The organism is Rhodoplanes elegans (assembly GCF_016653355.1).
Taxonomy (GTDB): Bacteria; Pseudomonadota; Alphaproteobacteria; order Rhizobiales; family Xanthobacteraceae; genus Rhodoplanes; species Rhodoplanes elegans.
Genome location: NZ_NHSK01000100.1, coordinates 1 through 17865 on the forward strand (window position 1 = coordinate 1; position 17865 = coordinate 17865).

A 17865-nucleotide genomic window follows, 5' to 3' on the forward strand; every position below is an offset into this window, starting at 1 on the left:
CGCGGAAACCATCTTGGCCAGCGGCCGCGAGTGGCCGCACCGACAGGCCGAACATATGGACGCAAGCGATCCGATCCGTTCTGAAAATCTCTTGCTGCACGGGGGCCGTCCACATATGGGTCCCGGGTTCGGCGCTCGCGCGCCGCCCCGGGACGACGACCGCTGCGGAACCGAGGCCGCGCGGCTCGTCGCCTCCGGCGTCGATGTTCGTTCTGAGAAGGATCTCTTCACCATGTCGATCGAATCCCGCCTGCAGGAGCTCGGGCTCGTGCTGCCGCCGCCGCCGGCGCTGCCGCCCGGCACCGTGCTGCCCTTCGCCCCGGTGCGCGTCGTCGGCCGCCGGGCCGTGATCTCGGGCCATGGCCCGGTGCTGCCGGACGGCCGCCTGTGGGCGCAGCCCGGACGGGTCGGCGACGGCGTGTCGCTGGACGACGCCCGCGAGGCGGCGCGCCTCACCGGCCTGTCGATCCTCACGAGCCTTCGGCGCGAGCTGGGCAGCCTCGACCGCGTGACCGCCTGGGTGCGGGCGTTCGGCATGGTGACGAGCGCGCCGGGCTTCCAGGCGATGCCGGCCGTGATCAACGGCTTCTCGGACCTGATCCTCGCCGTCTACGGGCCGGAGCGCGGCCAGCACGCCCGCTCGGCGATCGGGGTGGCGGAGCTGCCGTTCGGCATCGCGGTCGAGATCGAGGCGGAGGTGGAGATCGATTGATTCGATGCTGTCATTCCGGGGCGGTGCAAAGCGCCGAACCCGGAATCCAGCCAACGATTCGGAGCTTGCCGCTGGATTCCGGGTTCGCGGCTTCGCCGCGCCCCGGAATGACGGCGTGGGACCGGACTTGGCGTGACCAGCCGCCTCACCGCGACGGCGGCGCCTTTGCGTCGCGCCGCGGCGGCGGCGGCAGCGTGTCGTCGTCCTGGATGGCCCGCCAGGCGGCGCCGTCGAGGTCGTCGTACTGGCCGGACTTCAGCGACCACAGGAAGGCGGCGAGCCCGCTCAGCCCGAGCAGCAGCGCGAGCGGCACCAGATAGACCAGGACTTCCATGCCGCCTCTCCGTGGCCTGCCTAGAGCGTCGGCTGGTGCGCTTGCGCGATGGTCCGCGCCGACGCACCGCCATTCGTCCCGACAACGTCCGCCGGCGCCTTCGGGTCCGCGCCGGCGCCGGGTCGCGACGCCTCGGCGCGGTCGCTCACCACCGCCTCGCCGGCGTCCCCCTTGGCGCGCAGCGCGTTGAGGATCACCAGCACCGAGGACCCCGACATCGCGAGCGCCGCGATCAGCGGGGTCGCGTAGCCCATGATCGCCACCGGCACCGCGATGGCATTGTAGACCACGGCGAGCCACAGGTTCTCGTGCATGATTCTTCGCGCCCGGCGCGTCACGGCCAATGCGGTCGCGACGGGGGCGAGGCGATCGCCCAGGAACACGGCATCGGCCGCCGCCTGGGTGAGATGGGCGGCCGTGACGGGCGACAGCGACACGTCGGCAGCGGCGAGCGCCGGAGCGTCGTTGATGCCATCGCCGACCATCAGGACCTTGCGGCCGCTAGCGCGCAGCGCCTCGACATGGGCGATCTTGTCGGCCGGGGTCGCGCCGGCCCGCACGGTCGTCACGCCGAGCTGGCGCGCCACATGGGCGACGGCCGCCTCGCGGTCGCCGGAGAGGATTTCGATCGCGTAGCCTTTCATCCGAAGCGCCGCCAACACCGCGGTCGCGTCCTCGCGAAGCCGCTGGCGCACGGCGAAGACGGCGGTGCGCGTCCCGTGTCGGAAGGCGATCACCGAGGCTTCCGGGTCGGCGGCGGCGATCCGGGCCGCCTCCGCCTCGACGCCGCACCAGGACGGGCGGCCGAGGCGCAGTTCGTCGCCGTCGAGGACGGCGCTCACCCCCTGCCCCGGCTCCTCGTGCGCGCCGTCGAGCGGCACCGTGGCGCCGGCAGCCTTGGCGATCGCCGCGGCGAGCGGATGCCGGCTGGTCAGCGCGAGCCGGCCGGCGAGCGCCAGCGTCTCCGGCGGAACCCGGCCCGCGTCGGCGAGCTCCGGCTCGGGCAGCGTCAGCGTGCCGGTCTTGTCGAGCACGATGGTGTCGACCGCGGCCAGCCGCTCGATGGCGTCGCCGGACGACAGGAGCACGCCGCTGCGGAACAGCGCGCCCGAGGCCACCACCTGGACGGCGGGAATCGCGAGGCCGAGCGCGCACGGGCAGGTGATGATCAGCACCGCCACGGCCGTGACGATGGCGAAGTGCCAGCTCGCGCCGAGCAGCACCCAGCCGATCACGGTGAGGAGCGCCGTGAGATGGACGACCGGAGCGTAGAGCCGGGCCGCCCGCTCGGCCAGCCGGACGTAGTGCGAGCGCGCCTCGACGGCGCGGTCGAGGAGCCGCGTCACCTCGTCGAGCAGGGTGCCGCGGTCGGCGGCGCCGACCCGCACCCGCAGCGTGCCGTTGACGTTGAGGGTGCCGGCATAGACCAGGGTGCCGCGCTCGGCCGTCACATGGGCGGTCTCGCCGGTGACCAGGCTCTGGTCGATCTCGGAGCGGCCGTCCTCGACCTCGCCGTCGACCGCGATGCGCTCGCCCGGCCGCACCAGCACGAGGTCGCCGGGCCTTATCGCCGCCACCGGCACCTCGCTGATCTCGCCATCGCCGACGAACTTGGTCGCCGTCTCGGCCTTGAGGGCGGCGAGGTTGGCGGCGACCGCGCGGGTGCGGCGGCGCATGTTCTGGTCGAGCCAGCGGCCGGCCAGCAGGAAGGTGAGCAGCATCACGGCCGAATCGAAATAGGCGTGCTCGGCATGGTGCAGGGTCTCGAACACCGACAGGCCGAGCGCGAGCAGCACGCCGAGCGTGATCGGCACGTCCATGTTGAGCCGGCCGGCCATCAGGGCGCGGGTCGCCGAGCGGAAGAACGGCTGGCCCGCATAGGCGACCGCCGGCAGCGCGATCAGGGCCGAGAGCCAGTGGAAGAAGTCGCGCTGCTCGGGCGTGATGTCGGTGACGTTGCCGGACCACACCGAGACCGACAGCAGCATCACGTTCATGGCCGCGAAGGCGGCGACGCCGAGACAGCGCAGCAGGAAGCGCGCCTCCTGATGCTCCTCCGATTCCATCCGGTGGCGGTCGAACGGATAGGCCTTGTAGCCGAGCTCGGCGAGACGGCCGACGATCGCCGCCGGCGCCAGCGTTTCGGACCCTTCGGTCTCCTGCCACTCGACCGCGACGCGGCCGCTGGTCAGGTTGGCGCGCGCCTGGGTGACGCCCGGCAGCACCCCGAGCCCGCCCTCGATCTCGAACATGCAGGCCGCACAGGTCATGCCGTCGACGGCGAGATCGAGCCGCGCGCGCCCGTCGTCGAGCGTCTCGACGAAATGGGTGAAGTCGGGCCGGGTGAGATCGGGGGTGTCGGTCATGTCGTCATGTCTCTGATGCGATGACGGCTGCACGATGACGGCAGTTTCACCTCTCCCCGCGCGCGGGGAGAGGTCGGGGTTCGCGCCGAAGGCGCGAAGTCCGGGTGAGGGGGCGTCTCCGCGAGTCTCGAGCGGGACGAGACGCCCCCTCATCCGGCACGCCGCTTCGCGGCGCGCCACCTTCTCCCCGCGCGCGGGGAGAAGGGCAAGCGCGCGTGTCCCGAGCCACCGAACAGAATCAGGGCAGCACGACGCGGTTCTTCGAGAGATAGACGCGGTCGCCGCCGCGGGCCGCCTCGATGACGAGGTCCCACTGGCCGGCGGCGACGTCCTCGGCCTCGCCGCGATAGATGCCGATGCCGCGCTCGGCGATCTCGAGGGTGCGGTCGTCGCGACGGTCGGTCGGCCGGGCGAGGCGCGCCGTGACGACGAGCCCGCTCACCGGCTTGTCGGTGGCGTCGCGCGCCTCGATGCGCACGCTCGCCTTGTGGCCGCCGTCGCGCTCGGCGACGCGCTCGACATGGGCGGCGACCTGCCAGCCGCGCGACACCTGCTCGTGCGCGGCGGCGATCTCCTTGTTGTAGGCGAGGCTCGCCCGATAGGCGCTGTCGACCACGGTGCCGGGCAGCGTGTCGACGGCGAGCTTCATCATCACGCCGTTGACGCCGATCACCACGCCGAAGAAGGCGAGGATGTAGATCGCCACCCGCCGGCCGGTCAGCGGCCGGCCCCCGCTCGCGGTCTCGGTCTCCGCGGTCTCGGTCTCCATGCGCGACGCTCCCTGTCCTGTCACGTTCGCCCTGTCACGGCTCGTTCCGGCACGGTCCATCCTGGACCCTGCGCGCGCTCGACGTCACGGCCCGAAGAAGTGATCGGTCGCGGTCGCGGTGTCGCCCGAGTCGACGTCGCGCGCCGTGAAGGTGATCGGGTTCGACGCGCCGATGCGAGCGCCCGGCGGCACCGTGACGAGCACGCGCACCTCGCGGGTCTGGTCGGGGCCGACCGCCACGATGGTGCGGCTCGCCGGCTCCTCGCCGATGACGTGCACGACCGGGATCGGCACGCCGGAGGCGGAGAGCTCGATGGTGCGCAGATCGGACCGCTTGTTGAGGAAGCGGATCGTGTAGGCGTTGCGCACCGAGCCGTCGGACAGGTTGACGAACAGGGGATTGCGGTCGTGCAGCACGTTGATGTCGATCAGCGTGCGGGTGGAGAGCGTGTAGAGCATCACGGCGCCGACCAGCGCGATGATGCCGGTGTAGATGATGGTGCGGGCGCGCACGAAGCGATAGACCGGCGCCTCGCCGGCCAGACGCCGGCCGATGTTGATGTCGTTGTCGTAGGCGATCAGGCCGGTCGGCCGGCCGATCTTCGACATGACGTTGTCGCAGGCGTCGATGCACAGGCCGCACTGGATGCAGCCGAGCTGCGACCCGTGGCGGATGTCGACGCCGGTCGGGCAGACCGCGACGCACTGCAGGCAGTCGACGCAGTCGCCGGCCTTCTCGCCGATCGCCCGCAGCTCCACCGCCTTCTTGATCGAGGTGCGGGGCTCGCCGCGGTCGTAGCGATAGGTGACGTTGAGGGCCCACTCGTCGGTCAGCGCCGCCTGGATGCGCGGCCACGGGCACATGTAGATGCAGACCTGCTCGCGCATGTGGCCGGCGAGCGTGTAGGTCGTGAAGGTGAGCGTGGCGATCGCCGCATAGGCGATCATCGGGGCCTGGAAGGTGGCGAGCTCCTTCACCAGCGTCGGCGCGTCGGCGAAGTAGAGCACCCAGGCGCCGCCCGTCCACCAGGCGATCAGCAGCCAGATCGAATGCTTGAGGGTGAGCTCGCCGACGCGGCGCGCCGTGAGGCCCTCCTTGTCCTTCTTCATGCGCTCGCGGCGGTCGCCCTCGATCCACCGCTCGACCGCGTAGAACAGGTCGGTCCACACCGTCTGCGGGCAGGCGTAGCCGCACCAGACCCGGCCGGCGACGGCGTTCAGGAGGAACAGCACCATCGCGGCGATCACCAGGAGGCCGGTGAAGTAGTAGACCTCCTGGGGCCACAGCTCGATGAAGAAGAAGTAGAAGCGCCGGTTCGGCAGATCGACCAGCACGGCCTGGCTCGGCGAGTTCGGGCCGCGATCCCAGCGCACGAAGGGCAGCAGGTAGTAGATGCCGAGGAACACCGCCATCAGCACCCATTTGACGGTGCGGAAGCGGCCGTGGACGCTCTGCGGAAAGTTCTTCTTCGCCGCGACGTAGAGCGGGGCGTCGGCGAGAGCGGCGACGGGCGGCTTGACGGGCATGTTCATGGGCGGGGGACCCTGTGCTCCGGTGGCGCACCCTGCGCACGTGGAGGATGCTCCGAGAAATGGACCGCCCCGGCCCCGGGCCGGGACGGTCCTGTCTTACGCCGCGGACGTGAACGCGGGGTTGATCATTCTCAATCTTGAATACGTTTACCGTCGCCCGGTCAACGTCCGCCGCCGAGCGTGTGAACGTAGACGGCGAGCGCCTTGATGGTCACCGGATCGAGGCGGTCGACCCAGGCCGGCATCACGCCGGCGCGGGCATTGGTGATCGTCTCGATCAGGCTCGCCTCGTCGCCGCCGTAGAGCCAGATGCGGTCGGTGAGGTTGGGCGCCCCGAGCTCGGTGTTGCCCTTGCCGTCGTCGCCGTGGCAGACCGCGCAGTTGTCGGCGAACAGCTGCTTGCCGGCGGCGAGGTCGACGCCGGCCCGGGTCGGCTGGCCCGACAGCGAGCGGACGTAGTTCGCCACCTGGACGATCTCGTCCTTCTTCAGGGTGCCGTCCTTGCCGAAGGCCGGCATCTGGTTCTCGCGCGCCTGGGCGTGGCCGGAGCGGATGCCGTACTGGAGCGTCTGGTGGAGAGCGTCGAGCGTGCCGCCCCAGATCCAGTCGTCGTCGTTGAGGTTCGGGTAACCCTTCGAGCCGGTGGCGCCGGTGCCGTGGCAGGGCGCGCAGTTGTCACCGAACGCGGCCCGCCCCTGCGCCCGCGCGAAGGCGAGCAGGTTCGGATCCTTCTCGATGTCGGCGAGGTCGGCCTTGGCGAGCGCCGCCGCCTTCTCGCCGCGGAGCTGCTGGAGCGCCACCATGTCGGCCCGGACATTGGCGCGCGACGAGTAGCCGATCACGCCCGCCGTGTAGGACGACACCAGCGGCCACGCCGGATAGACGATCCAGTAGCCGAACGCCCAGATGCAGCAGGCATAGAACGTCCACAGCCACCAGCGCGGCAGCGGGTTGTTCAGCTCCTTGATGCCGTCCCACTCGTGACCCGTGGTCGCGATGCCGGTGACGGCGTCGATGTCTTGCTTCGCCATGGTCTCTCAGTCCTCCCGCAGAGGCATCTTGGCCGCGTGGTCGAAGGCCGCGCGATTGTGCGGCCACAGCGCGTAGGCGAGCACCGCCACGAACAGGAGGACGAAGAACGGCGTCCACCAGTTGGCGACGAGGTGGCCGATCAGGGACAGTCCGAATTCCGGTTTCATGGATCCCCTCTCAGCGCAGGTTGGCTTTGTCGTCGTAGAGCTTGAGATCGACCAGCGTGCCCAGCATCTGCAGATAGGCGACGAGGGCGTCCATCTCGGTGACGCGCGACGGGTTGCCGTCGTAGTCGCGCGCCGTGCTCTTCGGGTAGCGGCCCTGGAGGTCGGCGACGGCCGGATCGTCGAGCGTCGCCTGGATCTTGAGGTCCTTGGCGGCGTTCTTGATCTGATCGTCCGTGTAGGGCACGCCGACGATCCGCAGCGTCTCCATCTGGGCGGCGACCGCCTTGGGATCGAGCTCGGTCTTCGCCAGGAACGGATAGCCCGGCATGACCGACTGCGGCACCACGGCGCGCGGGTTCTTCAGATGGGCGACGTGCCACTCGTCCGAGTACTTGCCGCCCACCCGCGACAGGTCCGGCCCGGTGCGCTTCGAGCCCCACTGGAACGGATGGTCGTACATCGACTCGGCGGCGAGCGAGTAGTGCCCGTAGCGCTCCACCTCGTCGCGCAGCGGACGGATCTGCTGCGAGTGGCAGGTGTAGCAGCCCTCGCGGACGTAGATGTCACGTCCGGCGAGCTCGAGCGGGGTGTAGGGCCGCATGCCCTCCACCTTCTCGATGGTGCTCTTCAGGTAGAAGAGCGGGGCGATCTCGACGAGACCGCCGATCGAGATCACCAGCAGGATGCCGATGAGGAGGAGAATCGAGTTCTTCTCGAGGATCTCGTGCTTGGCCATGAGCGACATGGTCGTTCCTCCTTCACTCGGCCGGCTGCAGGGCGGGCCGCGCGACGGGGGCCGGTTCGCCCGACCGCACCGTCATCCACACGTTCCACGCCATGATCAGCGAGCCGAGGACGAACAGGGCGCCGCCCAGCGCACGCGTCGCGTAGAACGGATGCATCGCCTCGACCGTCTCGATGAACGAGTATTCGAGGAAGCCGAGCGACGTGTAGGCGCGCCACATGAGGCCCTGCAGGATGCCGGACACCCACATGGCCGAGACGTAGAGCACGATGCCGATGGTGGCGAGCCAGAAGTGCCAGTTCACGGCCTTGAGGCTGTAAAGCTGCTTCTTGTGCCACAGCCACGGCACCATGCAGTAGATGGCGCCGAACGAGACGAAGCCGACCCAGCCGAGCGCGCCCGAATGGACGTGGCCGACGGTCCAGTCGGTGTAGTGGCTGAGCGAGTTCACGGCCTTGATGGACATCATCGGCCCTTCGAAGGTCGACATGCCGTAGAAGGCGACCGAGACGACCATCATGCGCAGAACCGGATCGGTGCGCAGCTTGTCCCACGCCCCGGACAGCGTCATCAGGCCGTTGATCATGCCGCCCCAGGACGGCATCCACAGCATGATCGAGAAGGTCATGCCGAGCGTCTGCGCCCAATCGGGCAGCGACGTGTAGTGGAGATGATGCGGGCCGGCCCAGATGTAGAGGAAGATCAGGGCCCAGAAGTGCACGATCGACAGCCGGTAGGAGTAGACCGGCCGCTCGGCCTGCTTCGGCACGTAGTAGTACATGATGCCGAGGAAGCCGGCGGTGAGGAAGAAGCCCACCGCGTTGTGGCCGTACCACCACTGGAACATCGCGTCCTGCACGCCGGACCAGACGATGTAGGACTTCGAGCCGAACACCGAGACGGGCAGCGTCGCGTTGTTGCCGAGATGCAGCACCGCGATGGTGACGATGAAGGCGAGATAGAACCAGTTGGCGACGTAGATGTGCGGCTCTTTGCGCTTGATGATCGTCGCCAGGTAGACGAGCAGATAGACCACCCAGACGATCGTCAGCCACAGGTCCGCGTACCACTCGGGCTCGGCGTATTCCTTGCCCTGGGTGACGCCGAGCAGATAGCCCGTGCCGGCGATGACGATGAAGAAGTTGTAGCCGAGAATCACGAACCACGGCGCCATGTGGCCGGCGAGCCGCGTGCGGCAGGTCCGCTGCACCACGTAGAAGGAGCTCGCAAGCAGCACGTTGCCGCCGAAGGCGAAGATCACGGCCGAGGTGTGCAGCGGCCGCAGGCGCCCGAAGTTCAGGAACGCGAGGTCGAAGTTCAGCCACGGATAGGCGAGCTCGAGCGCCACGTAGAGGCCGACCGTGAAGCCGGCGACGCCCCAGAACACCGCCGCCGCCGTGGCGAACTTGATCGGGCCGTCGTTGTAGTTGATGCGGCCGTCGTCGGTCGCCTCGCCGGGCAGCACGGACGGACGGTTGAAATAGCCCCGGAAGATCAGGAACACGGCCGCGACGCTCGCGGCCGCCGACAGATAGGCATGAAACGCGAACGGCGCGTCCTGCGCCTTGGCTGCTCCGATCAGACAGAGCAGTGTCGTCACGGCGAAGACGAACGCGAGTCCGCCTTCCCCGAATGTCATGGTCTTGCGAACCGTCGATTGAGCCATGGATGGGGCCTTGGGTTGCGGCGTTACAAGATCGGGCTGAATTGAAGAGCGTCCAGGACTAGTCAGGATGCTCGCGCTGCACGCATTGATGAAAGTCAATCGGACCGAGTGTCAGAGCGACTTGATTGTCCAGTTTACTTGACAATGCTGTCGTCTCCGCCGTCCTTCCGCAGTCTTCGGACGTATCGGATCACCACCGGCAGCGTCACCGACACGGCGAAGAAGCGCGCGATGTGGTGCGCGCCGACGAAGACCGGGTCGATGTGCAAGGCGAGCGACAGCACCATCATGGCGTCGATGGCGCCGGGCGAGAACGCGACCGTGAGGTCGCCGAGCGGCAGGTGCAGGACCGGCACGAGGGCCAGCACGAACGCCGCCGTGACCGCGACCGCCACGGCGAAGGCGCCGAGCCCGGCGCCCAGATAGGTCAGCAGCAGACCCGTCGACGTGTTGGTGAAGCGCGATCCGGAGATCGCGCCGAGCCCGATCATGCCGCCGATCGTCGCCCAGGCCGGCAGCGTCACGGTGATCAGCTCGGTGCCGTGCAGCACGGCCGAGACCGTCATCGGGCCGATCAGCAGGCCGCCCGGAAATCCGGTGCGCATCAGGAGGAGCCCGACCCCGAGCGCCGTCGCGACCAGCACGGCGAGCTCGCCGGGAGCGGCGAACAGGCTCGACGGCGGCGCCGCGAGCCTCGTCGGTCCGCCGTGGCCGAGCGCGGCGAGCGCCACCGGCACGCCGACCGTCAGAATCACCACCCGCAGCGACTGCACCACGGCGATGCCGCGGACGTCGCACTTCTCCTCGACCGCGTGCGCGAGCACCTGGGAGAGCGCCCCGGGCACGGCCGCGAACATCGCGGTCATCGTCTCCCAGCCGTGGACCTTGCGCAGATAATACGTGGTCGCGACCGTGACGCAGGCCGACGCCGCGACGACGGCCGCGATGCTGATCGGCCAGGCCGCGATGCCACGCAGAGAGGCCGGGTTGACGACGCTGCCGAGCGACAGGCCGACGATCACGAAGCAGGCGCGCGCGAGCGGGCGCGGCACGCCGCACGGGCGGCCGGCGATCGCGGCGGCCGCGACCGCCACCATGGCGCCGGCCAGGAAGGCGGCCGGGATGTTGGCGAGATAGAACAGACCCGCACCGGCGGACGCGATCGCGAATGTCTCGGCGAGATTACGACAATCGCGGAGCGAGAACTTCGAGCCCGAGGGTGGGCGCACGGGATCAGGCGAACGCGTCTGCATGGGGGTCCTGCGTCTCGCCGCTCTCTTAGAGCATTTCAGACGGAGTGCGAACTGTTCTTATGAGAATGTCGCAAGGTCGGCGCGGCGCGACGCCACGTTGTGGAGATCTCGATCGCCACGACGCGCAGGGCGCGAACACGCAGCCGCGCGAACACGAGACAGCGCGAACACGAGACGGCGCGAAAAAAAAGCGCCGTACGAATCGTACGGCGCTTCGAGTTGAAGAGGACCATCCGGGGAGGAGATGGACGGTCGCTCCGAAAGCTTGGCGGATCGGCGCGCGATGGCCGGCGCCGGCCTGGCTGCGCGCCGGCGCGGTCACGCCGGTCGCGGCACCCGCGTCAGTGCGCCTTGTTCAGTGCGCTCCGGTGAGCTGACAGATGCGGCAGACGTCGTGGACCCGCACCTCTTCCTGCTTGTCGATCGCGATGATGCCGCGACGACGCAGCTCCGAGAAGGCGCGCGAGACGGTTTCCAGCGTGAGGCCGAGATAGTCGGCGATCTCCTGGCGGGTCATGCCGAGGCGAACGACGGCCGAGTCGCCGCCGCAGCGCGGACCCGAGCAGTTGAAGCCGCCGCGGCCCGGCACGCAATGCATGACGAAGGTGGCAACCCGCTCCAGCGCCGACTTGCGGCCGAGCAGCACGGCATGCTCGTGCAGGGCGCAGAGCTGGGCGTGGACGTGGCCGCTGAGCCGACGCAGCAGCTCGGGCGAGTGCTCGACCGCGGCGCGCTCCCACGCGATGATGTTGCAGGTGACCAGCGTCTCGGCCGAGCAGTCGTACACGGGCAGCGCGGACAGGCCGAACACGTCGCCGGCGGAGAGCAGCTCGACCACCTGACGGCGACCGTCGGGCAGGAGCTTGTAGAGCATCACGGCGCCGTCGACGAGCTGATACATCCGGTCGGCGCGGTCGCCCTCGCGGAAGATGTGGGCGTGCTGACCGACGCGCTGGCGCTGTCCGTGGGGTTCCTCGTCGCGGCGGCTGGCGGCCGGAGCGGGCGCGGCGCGGTGGGACGTCGGGAGCCGACAGGGCGACTCGACCGCAACGGAAATGGATCGCTGTGCGATGGCTGGCTTCATGGGGGTCCTCGCCGGACGAGCCGGGGGTTGAAACGCTCGGCAGCGCAATGGGACATTACCGGAGCTGATCGCCGAGGCGTAATCTGGCATGAATGCTTACGGAGAAACCCTTATCGTAAAAAGCCCTTATGTTTCAGTATGTTGCACGGCACGATGAAGGGCCCGAAACGGGCGTTTCGGGCGCCTTCGAGACGATCTGGAAGACGTGGATTTCAACCGTGCGATTGAGATTGCACCGCACCCAACGACTGTCAAGCGCGCCTTACGTTCGGTCGCCGCCCCGACGTCTCGAACTTTCGCCGTACGCACTTGTGCGGAGGGGCTTTCCGAGGGCGTCTCGATCGGCCGTTGCGGCGCTGGATTAGTCCCGAGGTCGGGGCCGAAGCTCCAATCCATCATACTGCGAAACGGCGGGAGCTTTGCAGAAATCGTCATTCCGAGCGCGTCGAAGGCGTCGAAGGCGCGAATCCGGACTTCGGCGACGAACTCGTCCTTCCGGGATGGAGCCCGGGTTCGGTGCGAAGCCTGTGCCCGAACGGCTCAAGGTGCCGATCCGGATGCGCCGCCGCGGGACGAGCGAGTGTTGCAGAACCTCGCCTGCGCGGCCGCGGCCGACGATCTCGCCGCACGCGCCGCGCGGGAGCGCCGGTCAGGAGGAGCGCAGGGTCAGGAGCGCAGGGTGGCGAGCTGCTGGGTGATGGCGCCGTGCGACAGCGGCTTGCGGATGATGCTCATCTCGCCGACGCCTTCGAGGCCGCGGAGCTGCAGGTCGATCGTGTTCTGCGACTGGCCCGACATCGCGACGATTCGGGGCGGGTCCTTCAGGCCGTTCAGCCAGCGAATCAACTCGGCGCCGCTGATGCCCGGGAGAATGAGATCGACGAAGACGATGTCCTTGGCGGCCGGCGGGCCGGCGCGGAAGAAGTCCTCCGCGTCGGCGTGGCACACGACTTCGAACCCCAAATGCTCCAGAAGGATGGCGAGCGAGTCGCTCACCCCCGGATCATCTTCGACGACATGCACGGCCATGACAGAACCCAACAGCTCGCAGCCAGCCCACGAGCTGCCTTGCCTCTCAACATCGGAGCACCTCGCCAAGGGCTCAATTCGTAGTACAACGCTAAGCAATATTACTTAGCGCTCCGAGAGGAGGTCTGCGAGCCTGGGACAGAGCGACGAGGCGGGACGCTCAGGCGTTGCGGGGGGACTCCGACAGGACGATGCGGACGAGGTCGGCGGCGTTCTTGGCGCCGAGCTTCTCCATGATGCGGGCGCGGTGGACCTCGATGGTGCGCGGGCTGATGCCGAGCTGGCGCCCGGCCTCCTTGTTGGAGGCGCCCGCCGCGATGAGGTTGAGCACCTCGCGTTCGCGCGCGGTGAGGAGGTCGCTGCCGGGGAACTGGGTCAGCGTCTCGCCGAGGCCGGCACGCGCCTGCCGCCGGCTCGCCGCCTCGATGGCGTCGCGCACCCGGTTGACCACCGTCTCGGCGTCGAACGGCTTCTCGATGAAGTCGAAGGCGCCGTTCTTGATCGCCTCCACCGCCATCGGGATGTCGCCCTGGCCGGAGATGATGAACACCGGCGCTGGGTAGTTCTTGGCGTTGAGCTCCTTGAGGATGTCGAGCCCGGACCGCCCCGGCATGTGGACGTCGAGGATGATGCAGGCCGGCGCCCGCGAGCGCACCGCCGCCAGGAAGGAGTGCCCGTCCGCGAACGTGGTGACGTGATAGCCTTCCAGGGTCAGCACGACCGAAAGCGCGTCGCGGACCGCGGGATCGTCGTCGATGATGTGGATCTCACCAGCCGCGGTGGCGTTCTGACCCATTGTGTCCGTCCTTGGTTGCTGTCGTCGCGCCCGAGCTCGCCTCGTCCGGCAGCGGCAGCGGCAGGAGCAAGGTGAAGCAGGCCCCCCGCCCCCGACCTCCCGGATCGACGATGAGATCGCCGCCGTGGGTCTGAGCGATAGATTTCGAAATGGCAAGGCCGAGTCCGAGCCCTTGGCTCTTGGAGGACGAAAAAGCCTTGAACAATTCGGAAATGCCGTCCGGAGGGATGCCGGGACCGCTGTCGAGCACGCTCAGCCCGACGCCGTCGGGCCGCAGCCGGGTCGACACCCGCACCACCTGGACGTCGCAACCCTTGATCGCCTCGATCGCGTTGCGCACCAGATTGACGACGACCTGCTGGATCTGGACCGGGTCGACCATCACGTTCGGCAGGCCGGACGCGAGGTCGCGGACGATGCGGGTGCCGGGCGCGCTGCCCAGCACGGTGAGCTCCAGGGCGTCCTCGATCAGCGGGTTGAGCTCGACGCTCTTGCGCACCGGATCGCGCTTCTCGATGAACTGGCGCATCCGCTGGATGATGCTGCCGGCCCGCTCGGCCTCGCGCACCGCCTTCTCGAGAATCGCCATGACGCTGGTCGGGATGGCGCCGGCGGCGCCCTGCTTGGCGCAGGAGCGCTCCACCGCCTGGAGATAGAGCATCACGGCGGTCAGCGGCTGGTTGAGCTCGTGGGCGAGCGCCGCCCCCATCTCGTCGACCGCCGAGACGCGCGCCATGCGCACCAGATTGGCCTGCAGCTGCGCGAGCCGCTGCTCGCTCTCGTTGCGGGCCCGCAGGTCGCGCATGATGCCGATGAACTGGCGTCCGGCCGACGTCACCGCCTCGCCGACCGACAGGTGGATCGGGATGACGGTGCCGTCGCGATGCTGCGCCGGAACCTCGCGGCCGATGCCGATGATCTTGCGGTGACCGCTCGCGATGTAGTTGCCGATGTAGCCGTCGTGCGCCCGCGAGTGATCGTTCGGCATGATGGTCGAGACGTTGCGGCCGAGCATCTCGACCGCCGTGTAGCCGAACAGGCGCTCGCACGCCTTGTTGTAGGTGAGCACGATGCCGCGCTCGTCGACGCCGATTCGCGATCCTGGCGATCATGCTGCTCGCCTATCTGTACCACCGCTCGGCCGGGCTGGCGCAGCTCGCCTCGATCGGCCTCCTGTCCTTCGCGGCGATCAGCCAGCTCGCGCCGGCCTTCTTCGGCGGCCTGTTCTGGCGGCGGGCGACGGCGCGCGGCGCGGTCGCCGGCATGCTGGTGGGCTTCGCGGCGTGGACCTGGACGCTGCTGCTGCCGAGCTTCGTCGCCGCCGGCATGATCGACCGCGACATCCTGGTCCACGGGCCGTTCGGCATCGCGCTGCTGCGCCCGGAGGCGCTGCTCGGTCTCGACCTGCCGCCGCTCGTCCACGGCGTCGTCGTCAGCCTCGTCCTCAACGTGCTCACCTACGTGGCGGTGTCGCTGCGCCAGGCGCCTTCGGCGATCGAGCGGCTGCAGGCCGACATCTTCGTCCCCTCGCGGCTCACCCCGACGACGCCGAGCTTCCGGCTGTGGCGCTCGGCCGTGACGGTCGGCGAGCTGACCACCACGGTCGCGCGCTACATCGGCGAGGAGCGCACCCGCACGGCCTTCGAGACCTTCGCGGCGTCGCGCCGGATGCCGCTCGATCCCAAGCAGGAGGCGGACTTCCAGCTCCTCCAGCACGCCGAGTTCCTGCTCGCCTCGGCGATCGGCGCCGCCTCGTCGCGGCTCGTGCTGTCGCTCCTCCTGCGCAAGCGGCTGATGTCGACCAAGGCGGCGCTCAAGCTGCTCGACGACGCCAACGCGGCGATCCACTACAACCGCGAGATCCTGCAGACCGCGCTCGATCACGTCCGCCAGGGCATCGCGGTGTTCTCCAAGGAGATGGCGCTGGTCTGCTGGAACCGGCAGTTCGGCGAGATCCTCGACCTGCCGCCGGCGCTGGTGCGGGTCGGCACCACGCTCGACGACGTCCTGCGCTTCAACGCCGCCAAGGGCGCGTTCGGGCCGGGCGAGGTCGACACGCTGGTGCGCGAGCGGGTCGGCCGCTACGCCACATTGGCCGAGCCGTTCCTGGAGCGCTTCCCGGCCCGCAGCCTGATCATCGAGGTGCGGGTCGCGCAGATGCCGGGCGGCGGCGTCGTGGTGACGCTGACCGACATCACCCCGAGCGTCGAGGCGGCCGAGGCGCTGGCGCGGGCCAACGACGAGCTCGAGCACCGGGTGCGCGAGCGCACCGCCGAGCTCGAGCGGCTCAATGCCGAGCTCGCCGACGCCAAGGCGGCGGCCGAGAACGCCAACCTCTCGAAGACCCGCTTCCTCGCCGCGGCGAGCCACGACATCCTGCAGCCGCTCAACGCGGCGCGCCTCTACGTGACCAGCCTGGTCGAGCGCCAGCCGACCGGCGAGGAGGCGCGGCTCGCCGGCCATGTCGACGCCTCGCTCGAGGCCGTCGAGGAGATTCTCGGCGCGCTCCTCGACATCTCGCGCCTCGACACCGGCGTGCTGAAGACCGAGATCACGACCTTCGCGGTCGACGACCTGTTCCGCCAGCTCGAGGTGGAGTTCGCCCCGCTCGCCCGCGAGAAGGCGCTGTCGCTGCGCTTCGTGCACAGCCGCCTGGTGGTGCGCTCCGATCGCCGGCTGCTGCGCCGGCTGGTGCGCAACCTCGTCTCCAACGCGATCAAGTACACCGAGCACGGCCGCGTGCTGGTCGGCTGCCGGCGCCAGGGCGCCGCCGTGCGCATCGACGTCTACGACACCGGCATCGGCATCGCGAGCGCCAGCCAGCGCGCCATCTTCGAGGAGTTCCACCGGCTGGAGCGCGGCGCCATGGTGGCGCGCGGCCTCGGGCTCGGCCTGTCGATCGTCGAGCGCATCGCCCGCGTGCTCGACCACGAGATCGCGCTGCGCTCGGAGGTCGGCCGCGGCTCGCATTTCTCGGTGACGCTGCCGCGCGCCGCCGTGGCGATGCCGGAGCCGGCCGAGACTCAGGCCGTGCGGGCGCAGGGCCACCTCGCCGGGTCGATCGCGCTGTGCATCGACAACGAGCCGGCGATCCTCGACGGCATGGAGACGCTGCTGTCGGGCTGGGGCTGCGAGGTGCTGAAGGCGCCCGATCTCGACCGCGCCATCGCGGCGGTGGAGCGCAGCGGCCGGCGACCGACCGTGCTGCTGGTCGACTATCACCTCGACATCGGCAACGGCATCGACACCATCGTGGCGCTGCGCCGGCGCTACGGGGAGTCGCTGCCGGCCATGCTGCTCACCGCCGACCGCACCCGCGAGGTGCGCGACACCGCCCGGATGCTCGACATCCGCATCCTCAACAAGCCGGTCCGCCCCGCCCCCCTGCGCGCCCAGCTCGCGCAGTGGCAGGCGCTCCGGGTCGCGGCGGCGGAGTGATCAGGCGGGTTATGGAGGCGTTCCTTGCACCTCTCCCCGCTGCGCGGGGAGAGGTCGACATTCGCGCGTCCAGCGCGGATGTCGGGTGAGGGGGCGTCGCCGCGGGTTTGAGCTTTACGGAGGCGCCCCCTCACCCGACTCGCCGCTGCGCGGCGAGCCACCCTCTCCCCGCCAGCGGGGAGAGGGAAGCCGCCCGACCCTCAATGCGGGGCGGCTGCCGTGGCCGGGGGCCACTGGCCAATCTCGATCTTGGAGGCGGCGATGACGGCCTGGGTGCGGCTCTCGACCCCGAGCTTCTGCAGGATCGCCGAGACATGCGCCTTCACGGTCGCCTCCGACACCGACAGCTCGTAGGCGATCTGCTTGTTGAGCAGCCCCTCCGACAGCATCATCAGGACGCGCACCTGCTGCGGCGTCAGCGTCGCGAAGCGGGCGAGCGCCGCCGAGGCCTCCGGGTCGGCGCTGGCGTCGAGGTCGATGTCGGGCGGCGTCCACAGGCCGCCCTGCAGCACCGCCGTGATGCCCTGGCGCATGACGTCGACGCCGAGCGTCTTGGGAATGTAGCCGGCGGCGCCGAAATCCATGCAGCGGCGGATCACGCTCGGGTCGTCGGTCGCCGAAACGACCACGACCGGCACGCTCGGATACTGGGCGCGCAGATAGAGCAGGCCGGAGAAGCCGCGCACCCCGGGCATCGCGAGATCGAGCAGGATCAGGTCGACGTCACCGCCGCGATCGAGGATCTCGGAGATCTGATCGAACGATCCGGCCTCGGCGATCTCGACCTTCTCGAACAGCCCCGCGACCGCCTCCCGCATGGCGCCCCGGAAGAGCGGATGGTCGTCGGCGATCACCAGCCGGTAGAACGTGATGTCACTCAAGTCGAATCCTGCCCCTTGATCCGGGCGTGTCGTGCGCGGCGCGACCGGTGCGTCCGGCCC

At 69.4% G+C, this 17865-nt stretch carries 15 protein-coding genes and 1 pseudogene; 2 read left to right on the forward strand and 14 right to left on the reverse strand.

Annotation, left to right across the window (positions count from 1 at the left end):
* Positions 1-232: 232 nt before the first annotated feature.
* Positions 233-712: a RidA family protein gene (locus CCR97_RS13205; RefSeq protein ID WP_111360781.1), complete on the forward strand. Its 480-nt coding sequence runs from the start codon at positions 233-235 to the stop codon at positions 710-712.
* A 145-nt stretch (positions 713-857) separates the two neighbouring features.
* On the opposite strand, the gene ccoS is transcribed toward CCR97_RS13205, so the two are convergent.
* The 13 genes from ccoS to CCR97_RS13270 all read right to left on the reverse strand — a co-directional run bounded on the left by ccoS (position 858) and on the right by CCR97_RS13270 (position 14555).
* A complete protein-coding gene (gene ccoS / locus CCR97_RS13210) occupies positions 858-1046 on the reverse strand; it encodes a cbb3-type cytochrome oxidase assembly protein CcoS (RefSeq protein WP_111360347.1) in 189 nt (62 codons plus the stop codon).
* 20 nt (positions 1047-1066) lie between these two features.
* Positions 1067-3412, reverse strand: a complete 2346-nt coding sequence (locus CCR97_RS13215) for a heavy metal translocating P-type ATPase (RefSeq protein WP_201159553.1) — start codon at positions 3410-3412, stop codon at positions 1067-1069.
* 238 nt (positions 3413-3650) lie between these two features.
* Complete coding sequence (locus CCR97_RS13220) at positions 3651-4181, reverse strand: FixH family protein (protein WP_111357478.1); 531 nt, start codon at positions 4179-4181, stop codon at positions 3651-3653.
* An 84-nt stretch (positions 4182-4265) separates the two neighbouring features.
* Positions 4266-5714, reverse strand: a complete 1449-nt coding sequence (ccoG, locus tag CCR97_RS13225; protein ID WP_111357479.1) for a cytochrome c oxidase accessory protein CcoG — start codon at positions 5712-5714, stop codon at positions 4266-4268.
* Between the two features lie 161 nt (positions 5715-5875).
* Positions 5876-6745, reverse strand: coding sequence for a cytochrome-c oxidase, cbb3-type subunit III (gene ccoP, locus CCR97_RS13230; protein WP_111357480.1), 870 nt, complete (start codon positions 6743-6745; stop codon positions 5876-5878).
* A 6-nt stretch (positions 6746-6751) separates the two neighbouring features.
* Positions 6752-6913, reverse strand: a complete 162-nt coding sequence (locus CCR97_RS13235) for a cbb3-type cytochrome c oxidase subunit 3 (RefSeq protein ID WP_111357481.1) — start codon at positions 6911-6913, stop codon at positions 6752-6754.
* Positions 6914-6923: 10 nt separating this feature from the next.
* Positions 6924-7658, reverse strand: a complete 735-nt coding sequence (gene ccoO / locus CCR97_RS13240; RefSeq protein ID WP_111357482.1) for a cytochrome-c oxidase, cbb3-type subunit II — start codon at positions 7656-7658, stop codon at positions 6924-6926.
* A gap of 13 nt (positions 7659-7671) precedes the next feature.
* Positions 7672-9297 carry a cytochrome-c oxidase, cbb3-type subunit I gene (gene ccoN, locus CCR97_RS13245; protein WP_420826073.1) on the reverse strand — a complete coding sequence of 542 codons (1626 nt, stop codon included), beginning with the start codon at positions 9295-9297 and terminating at the stop codon, positions 7672-7674.
* Between the two features lie 161 nt (positions 9298-9458).
* On the reverse strand, positions 9459-10577 hold the full coding sequence (locus CCR97_RS13250; protein WP_111357484.1) for an AbrB family transcriptional regulator: 1119 nt from the start codon (positions 10575-10577) through the stop codon (positions 9459-9461).
* A 355-nt stretch (positions 10578-10932) separates the two neighbouring features.
* Positions 10933-11661, reverse strand: coding sequence for a Crp/Fnr family transcriptional regulator (locus tag CCR97_RS13255; protein WP_201159554.1), 729 nt, complete (start codon positions 11659-11661; stop codon positions 10933-10935).
* Positions 11662-12327: 666 nt separating this feature from the next.
* Positions 12328-12690, reverse strand: coding sequence for a response regulator (locus CCR97_RS13260; protein WP_111357485.1), 363 nt, complete (start codon positions 12688-12690; stop codon positions 12328-12330).
* 160 nt (positions 12691-12850) lie between these two features.
* Positions 12851-13486, reverse strand: coding sequence for a response regulator transcription factor (locus tag CCR97_RS13265; RefSeq protein ID WP_111357486.1), 636 nt, complete (start codon positions 13484-13486; stop codon positions 12851-12853).
* Entirely contained in the window at positions 13458-14555 is a 1098-nt protein-coding gene (locus CCR97_RS13270; RefSeq protein WP_245428870.1) for a PAS domain-containing sensor histidine kinase, read from the reverse strand. Before CCR97_RS13270 ends, CCR97_RS13265 begins: the two co-directional genes overlap by 29 nt.
* Positions 14556-14572: 17 nt before the next feature.
* On the opposite strand from CCR97_RS13270, the pseudogene CCR97_RS13275 reads away from it, so the two are divergent.
* Positions 14573-16924: pseudogene (locus CCR97_RS13275) on the forward strand (sensor histidine kinase); the annotation flags it as partial.
* A gap of 200 nt (positions 16925-17124) precedes the next feature.
* On the opposite strand, the gene CCR97_RS13280 reads toward CCR97_RS13275, so the two are convergent.
* Positions 17125-17805, reverse strand: coding sequence for a response regulator transcription factor (locus CCR97_RS13280; protein ID WP_111360659.1), 681 nt, complete (start codon positions 17803-17805; stop codon positions 17125-17127).
* Positions 17806-17865 lie beyond the last annotated feature (60 nt).

Bases quoted from the DNA above. Each gene is read 5' to 3' on its own strand.
- ccoS (WP_111360347.1), bottom strand. From the start codon at position 1,046: ATGGAAGTCCTGGTCTATCTGGTGCCGCTCGCGCTGCTGCTCGGGCTG.
- CCR97_RS13220 (WP_111357478.1), bottom strand. From the start codon at position 4,181: ATGGAGACCGAGACCGCGGAGACCGAGACCGCGAGCGGGGGCCGGCCG.
- CCR97_RS13235 (WP_111357481.1), bottom strand. From the start codon at position 6,913: ATGAAACCGGAATTCGGACTGTCCCTGATCGGCCACCTCGTCGCCAAC.
- ccoO (WP_111357482.1), bottom strand. From the start codon at position 7,658: ATGTCGCTCATGGCCAAGCACGAGATCCTCGAGAAGAACTCGATTCTC.
- CCR97_RS13260 (WP_111357485.1), bottom strand. From the start codon at position 12,690: ATGGCCGTGCATGTCGTCGAAGATGATCCGGGGGTGAGCGACTCGCTC.
- CCR97_RS13215 (WP_201159553.1), bottom strand. From the start codon at position 3,412: ATGACCGACACCCCCGATCTCACCCGGCCCGACTTCACCCATTTCGTC.
- ccoG (WP_111357479.1), bottom strand. From the start codon at position 5,714: ATGAACATGCCCGTCAAGCCGCCCGTCGCCGCTCTCGCCGACGCCCCG.
- CCR97_RS13265 (WP_111357486.1), bottom strand. From the start codon at position 13,486: ATGGGTCAGAACGCCACCGCGGCTGGTGAGATCCACATCATCGACGAC.
- CCR97_RS13255 (WP_201159554.1), bottom strand. From the start codon at position 11,661: ATGAAGCCAGCCATCGCACAGCGATCCATTTCCGTTGCGGTCGAGTCG.
- ccoP (WP_111357480.1), bottom strand. From the start codon at position 6,745: ATGGCGAAGCAAGACATCGACGCCGTCACCGGCATCGCGACCACGGGT.
- ccoN (WP_420826073.1), bottom strand. From the start codon at position 9,297: ATGACATTCGGGGAAGGCGGACTCGCGTTCGTCTTCGCCGTGACGACA.
- CCR97_RS13250 (WP_111357484.1), bottom strand. From the start codon at position 10,577: ATGCAGACGCGTTCGCCTGATCCCGTGCGCCCACCCTCGGGCTCGAAG.
- CCR97_RS13205 (WP_111360781.1), top strand. From the start codon at position 233: ATGTCGATCGAATCCCGCCTGCAGGAGCTCGGGCTCGTGCTGCCGCCG.